Origin of the sequence: Methanospirillum sp. (assembly GCF_035560735.1) — an archaeon.
Classification (GTDB): Archaea; Halobacteriota; Methanomicrobia; order Methanomicrobiales; family Methanospirillaceae; genus Methanospirillum.
Genome location: NZ_DATMYY010000240.1, coordinates 1 through 6,328 on the forward strand (window position 1 = coordinate 1; position 6,328 = coordinate 6,328).

The 6,328-nt window shown below is 48.2% G+C and carries 3 protein-coding genes and 1 pseudogene; 3 read left to right on the forward strand and 1 reads right to left on the reverse strand.

The features are described from left to right. The 3 genes and pseudogenes from VN429_RS06840 to VN429_RS06850 all read left to right on the forward strand — a co-directional run. Window positions 1–407 (forward strand): annotated as a pseudogene (locus VN429_RS06840) (ATP-binding protein); the annotation flags it as partial. A gap of 622 nt (window positions 408–1,029) precedes the next feature. Continuing rightward, window positions 1,030–2,301: a 6-bladed beta-propeller gene (locus tag VN429_RS06845; RefSeq protein WP_325631305.1), complete on the forward strand. Its 1,272-nt coding sequence runs from the start codon at window positions 1,030–1,032 to the stop codon at window positions 2,299–2,301. A 58-nt stretch (window positions 2,302–2,359) separates the two neighbouring features. Next, the gene (locus tag VN429_RS06850; protein WP_325631307.1) at window positions 2,360–5,080 is read left to right on the forward strand and encodes an MEMAR_RS02690 family S-layer glycoprotein; all 2,721 of its coding nucleotides are present in this window, start codon (window positions 2,360–2,362) and stop codon (window positions 5,078–5,080) included. Between the two features lie 61 nt (window positions 5,081–5,141). On the opposite strand, the gene VN429_RS06855 is transcribed toward VN429_RS06850, so the two are convergent. Then, window positions 5,142–6,328 (reverse strand): hypothetical protein (locus VN429_RS06855; protein WP_325631309.1); only part of this gene is annotated, 1,187 nt, incomplete at its 5' end.

Sequence of the window (6,328 nt, forward strand, 5' to 3'; positions counted from 1 at the left end):
GTATATCGGTGGTATTGGTGAGCTCAAACTTTAAACCCTATACGATTGATATAGGTCTTCGGAACCGCGTTGCTCTCTCATTTTCAGAAGATATCGGATGGCTGGTTGAGAATGTGGTTGCTGCATTTCTTATCCAGCAATATGATGATGTCTTTTTTTCAAAAGACGTAGGTGAGAGTGATTTTGTAGTAAAAGAGGGTCTGAAGAATACGAAGAGTATACAGCTATGGTACGATGATCCCTCGATCTCCGATATTCCTGCGAGTGAGTTGGCAGGTATTATCGGGGAAGAAAAGAAGATTTCAGAATCAATACTGGTGACCAACGATTATGACGGGATCGTTGAGAGTGAAACAGGTCCGGTACATTGCATTCCAGTAACCAGGTTCCTGCTGGGTCTCGGTTGATCTTGTTGTTATCTCCTTGCTGTATCGCTCCTCCTGATTTGTACAACCTCATCAATATGATCATGATGCATGCGAATTCAGGACCTCGAGCAGCTACCTGTTTGTCCGGAGCCTGATATCAATAATCCCTGGTTTTATCCAATAATTCACATTCCGCTTGTTCCTTCCTGATAAGGTCCTTCTGATTACCATATGTGTTCTACTCAGGCGGTGGTGCGGGAAAACGGAGGAAGGGTTCTCGTTAGGGCAGGAACACCTGACCTATGAAATCATGAAATAATCTTTCTAATTTTAATTTAAGCAGATATAATGTGAATTATATTCCTAAGGTTGGGAGAATTGGTGAAGAGAGACTGTACTATATTCTGGTGAGCGGGGGTACATGTGCGTCTGAATCCCCACCTCCCGACCTAACCCTGAATGGTTGGTGTATCAGGAGTAAAATTCTAATCCTATTATAATTTCCAGGTCGGATTGATTCTGCACTATGGAAGGATGGTCCGTACGAATGAAAATTGGGCATAATGGCTAGTGACATAGCAGATCAGAAAATATCCAACCCCCCGGTTGCCAATTATTTTCTATGAACGAGAGATCCATATTCTCCTATATCGGGTGAGGAATGAATCGTGTAACCGCTTTCTGTCTGGTGCTCTTCTTCTTGGTTGGTGGATGTATGATCCAGTCGGTGTCTGCAATCAATGGGAGTTATCAGTACCTGTTCTCCTGGGGAAGTCAGGGCTCTGGTTCCGGCCAGTTTGAAAATCCTGCTTCTATTGCTGTTGATGAGTGTGGTAATATCTACGTGGCAGACACAGGAAATAGCCGGGTTCAAAAATTTAATTCAACCGGCAGTTACCTCCTCTCGTGGGGGAGTTACGGTTCGAATGCAGGCCAGTTTCGAAATATGTCTGGTATTGCAGCTGATCAATGTGGTGGGGTGTATGTTGCGGATACCGGGAACAACCGAATTCAGAAATTCAGCCTTAAAGGTGACTACCTTCTTTCCTGGGGGAGTTACGGCTCTAACACGAGCCAGTTCGTGCGGCCTGGAGGTATAACCGCAGACGCTGTAGGGACAGTATATGTCACTGATACGGGTAACAACCGTGTTCAGAAGTTCAATTCAATCGGGCAGTACATCACTTCATGGGGCTCATTGGGAACAAACAACAGTGAGCTCAACTCTCCTGTCGGTATTGCTGTACAACAAAATGGGAGTGTGTATGTCGCTGACCGGTACAATTCAAGGATTGTGAAATTCAACACATCCGGGTATTACCTGGGTTCATGGAACGGATCAGAGACAAGTATGGTCAATCCACAAGGGGTAGCGGTAGATGATTCCGGAGATGTATTTGTCACAGATACCGATCTGAACGCAATACGAATGTTCACATCAAATGGAACCCAGACAGAATCATGGGGAGGGTATGGGATGGATTCTGGGAAATTCAATAACCCTGAAGGACTCATCGTGAATGCCAGCGGATCTGTGTATGTCTGTGATACCTACAACAACCGTGTCCAGGTCTTCAGCCAGTATGCGGCCAATAGAAGTCAGTCTAATAGTACACTCCCTTCAATTTTGATCATTCATCCGGCATTTGGACATAGTATCGGCCCATTGAATATTACCATCACTGGCAAAAACCTCGGCTCTGGTACGGTGACACTCTGGAAAGGGGATAAAACTCTGAAAGGGAACTGGACCAAGGGGAAGACAAACACGAGTACAACCATGTATGTTACCCTTCCGCTCAAGGGAGCATCCACAGGCGTATACAATATGAGTATAAAGATTGCAAATGGTTCTTCGGCTGTAATGTATGACGCCTTTACCGTACTTTCAGGTTCTACAGACCCTATTCCACGGGGTCTTTACCTGGAATAGTCCCCTTGACTTTTTGTCATGGGAAGCCTCATCTCCTTTCCGCCTGAAAGGATGACTCATGACTATCAGGTTTCTCATCCTTATCGCACTCTTTCTGATCATCCCCGGACTTGTAGCAGGCACATCAGTTGTAATCCCTCCCGGGGGAGATGTCTTTCTTGGTGAAGAAGGGCTTGACGTGAGGGCTGCGGTGCCATCTCCGTATGATGAAATTGCATTTTATCCTCCAGGATCGTCACCGGGTCGTGACATACCCCTTGATGTCAGGCACCTGGAAAAGACCTCCTTTTCTGTAAGTCCGAACCTTTATTCTGACCGCACCGGCTCATGGTATCAATGGGACAGTAGGATGGCAGTTCCTGGAAGTATTGCTTTCAATGTCAGGGAGCCCAGGGTAAGTGTCCGTATCCTGCAGCGACTGACTATGGAAGATATCTCATCCGGAACGGTGCCACGGGGATCAGATCTCTTGTTCCAGATGGATACGAACCTTGGATCAATAGCGCAGCGACCCGGATACAATCCCGCCAGCGACGGAATATTTGATCTCCTCATTTCAACACCCGGAGGTGGGACTCTTACTGCTGTAGAGACGAAAACCGGAAGTAGTATCTCTCTGACCAGGATTACTCCGCAGGATTCTCTTCAGGTCTTCCCAGCTATCCAGACCGGTGGATGGGATACGGGAGCCGTTGGAAGTGGAAATTATCTCTACGCAGCCGGTATGTACACAATTCAACCAAAACTTGCGTTCAACCGTGCAGATGAGAATCTTAAATCCACCTCGGCAGGGTATAATATCAGGAGCGCTTCAATAACCCTCGGTTCTGATCGTACCACCATCGGAACCCGTGATGATCAGGTTATCAGGGGTCACTCCTTCTCTGTAACTATTTCTGGAACCCCGGGAGTGCCTGTCTACTTCTGGGTTGACGCAGGATCGAGGACTGGCAGTCCTGGAGATCAGCCTCCTATGATACTCTTTGCCCAGGAAGGAGTCAGTCAGGACTCTCCGGATGGTCCCTACTCAATCGGGTCATACCAACCCACATCTGCAGGAGGAAGAAGCATCAGGGAGCTTGTACCCCGCGAACCATACAATGGCGTGAAATATTATGGGATGATCGTGCCCGACAGGAATGGGAAACGCACTCTTGAGCTAAGGACAACCGATCAGACTGACGATGCCAGGTATACGCTAAAGGTTGAGAGCCAGTCGGGTGGATCAACTGTTCATACCGATGAGATCCCAATAACCGTTCAGAAGGGATCGGTCAGTGTGGCGACAGGAAAAGATGTGTATGCCATCGGAGAGGAGGTCCGGCTCTCTGGGCATAACTCGGAGTCCTGTGATACCTATCTCTTCATCACCGGTCCGAATCTGCCATCTGCAGGAGGACGACTTGACCGGCCCCGTCAGGCTGTTACAACCGGCAACCCGTCCTCGTTCACCACAGCATCTGGTGATTGTGAGACCTGGGATTACCGGCTCTATACCGGTGAACTCGGACTTGATGCAGGAACGTACACGATTTATGCTGTTCCTGCTCCGGTGAGCCGGAACAATCTGGGGTCAGTTCCGTACCAGACGATTTCGCTCACACTCAAAAGACCCTATGTGTCTCTCATGCCTCAGGAGACCGAGGTTGCGAAAGGAGATTCACTCACTCTTACTGGTATGAGTTCTGGTGTCGGTAGCGGCACTGTTGCAGTCTGGATATTTGGACGAAATTACTTCAGGTATGACCAGGCTTCTGTTGAGAGGGATGGACACTTTGAGTATGAGATTCCGGCATGGCAGACAAGTGATATGGTAGCCGGCCAGTACGTTGTTATCATCCAGCATCCGATGACAAATGGAGAGTTTGATATCTGGCCAGATGGACAGCGGCAACTCGTCCTTGGCAGATATCCATATTCAGGAGCACCAATATTTCGGGTGGGCGGACCCGGAGCCCTCATGGGATCTGACGGAGCCAATGCACTCATCAGTGCTCTCAATAGTGCATATATCGATGATACCTATACCAGATGGGACATCAGGGTCATGAGCCCGAAGATCAATCTCAATTCTACTTCACTCAGGCAGGATGCAGACGGTCCTGTGAAAATCTGGGGTACCACCAACCTGGGTGCAGGAAAACGACTCCTGATAGAGGTGAGCGACAATAAATTTGCCCCGACACGAAAAGATACTCGTGATGATTCGTATGGTTTTTCAGGAACTGCAGAGATTCAGGAGGGAGTAGGTGAGCGGTACTTCTCGCTTACGGTTCCGAAAGGAAAGTTAGCTCCCGGAGAATACAGGGTTCTGGTGCAGGGTGTTGAGTCTGAAGCGACCACGTCCGGCCTTCTCACGATAACGCAGCCCACTCCGGCAGTTACGCTTCAGCCGACGATCAGGCCTGATACACCTACACAGATTGAAAATGGTTCTTCGAATCGTCTAAATGAGTCGGTGAACGAAACCCCAACGGTGAGAAGTTCAACCCAGTTGATTCCAACTATATCACAGGTACCGCAGGTGACACCGGTAACACCGGTTCAGACACCGCTCTCTGTAGCTACCCAGGTGCCAGAGCAATCAGATGATCGGATGTTCTCTCTTGTAACCGGAATGGGTGCCGGCCTTCTCATAGCCGGACTTGTGGCTCTTCTGGTCTATGTACTTCGGCGAAAAGGTGATGATGAGTCCGAAGATGTGACCGAAGAAGAGGATAATGGGTCAGAAGAGACGGAGGGAGAAGATAATAAAGAAGAAAAGAATGAGGATACCTGATTCCCACCTTTTTCTCTTATCCTTCTTTTATAAATCTGTCTGAAGGGAGCACTACGATTGGTTAGAACTCTCCAAGGGTTGTCTGCCTCTTTTTCCCGAGGGTACGAAAGAGGACTCCTGACTCCTCGAACCGTTTAAGCGGCAGTGTGAAGGTGCCTGACAGGTAATCCTTGACCTGTTTTTCATCTTCGAACTCCTTTGGTTTTTGCATCATAGCATTGCGTACGTTTTCCCGCACATTGAATACCCCGAGTGGAACATATCCTGATGTTGCTTCCCGGAGAATGATTGCTCCTGCCTGTTTCTGCTGCTCTGCCAGTGCTTCTAGAACTGCCATCTTGCAGGAGTAATAACATCCACCAAGATGTGAGTACTCGGTCTTTGGCTTATGTAGTTCATGGTCAGAGAAGACAACCTCCTCGCTGCCAAGCACCCTGACAAATGCCTCTGTCCACTCGTATTGCCATGGTGTCGGCATGAGAATGATAGCGTACCGGTTATTGAGACTGCTAAACTCATGCACTTTCCAGGTATCAAGAGTTGAACATTTTTTCACCTCTTTGAGCAGGTTATTCCCGATAATGGTATCACAGGCCGTAATTGACCACCGGGTAGGCACCAGATGTCTTCCCCTTTTATTTCCCATCACCCCGACAGAGAATGCTTTCTGGATGTGGGAGAATGGGATACTCTTTTTGTGTAGGTCCACGACCGCATCTGCTGCCCTGAGATCGGTATCATAATATACCTTCTCAAGGTCATGGTTCCACCTCTGCTCTTCTATCTCAAGACTTTTTATCGGTGCACTAGGACCATAGGGTGTGTGTTCCTCACTGAATGAAAACCCTGCAGGTGCCGTGGAAAAGGTAGCCTCACTCTCGATTGACTTGTCTGAAAGTGCTATCTCCTGGAGTTTTCCAACAAACCTGGAATCAATTTCTATTGCTTTTACCTGGTGCATTCCCCTGACCAGGCTGAGCCTGTACCTTATGATCTCCTCTTGTGGGATATTACCAGGGATCCACTCTTCAGGACGATCCATGACTGATGTGTCACCATGAACCGGAGCAATCATCGGGCCGGCATAGAGGTTTGGGTAGTTTGAAGAGCCGATAAATACCGAGGGGGGAGAACTTCCTGCAAGGTCAGTACCTACCGGTACAGACTTCATATGCACCGTTGCAGCGGTGAGAGTTCGCAGGTATTCGCCTTTACCAATTGGCATAGATGGAGGTATTAGAATATAGA

Excerpts from the sequence above, each read along its gene's own strand:
- VN429_RS06850 (WP_325631307.1), top strand. The coding sequence starts at position 2,360 with ATGACTATCAGGTTTCTCATCCTTATCGCACTCTTTCTGATCATCCCC.
- VN429_RS06845 (WP_325631305.1), top strand. The coding sequence starts at position 1,030 with ATGAATCGTGTAACCGCTTTCTGTCTGGTGCTCTTCTTCTTGGTTGGT.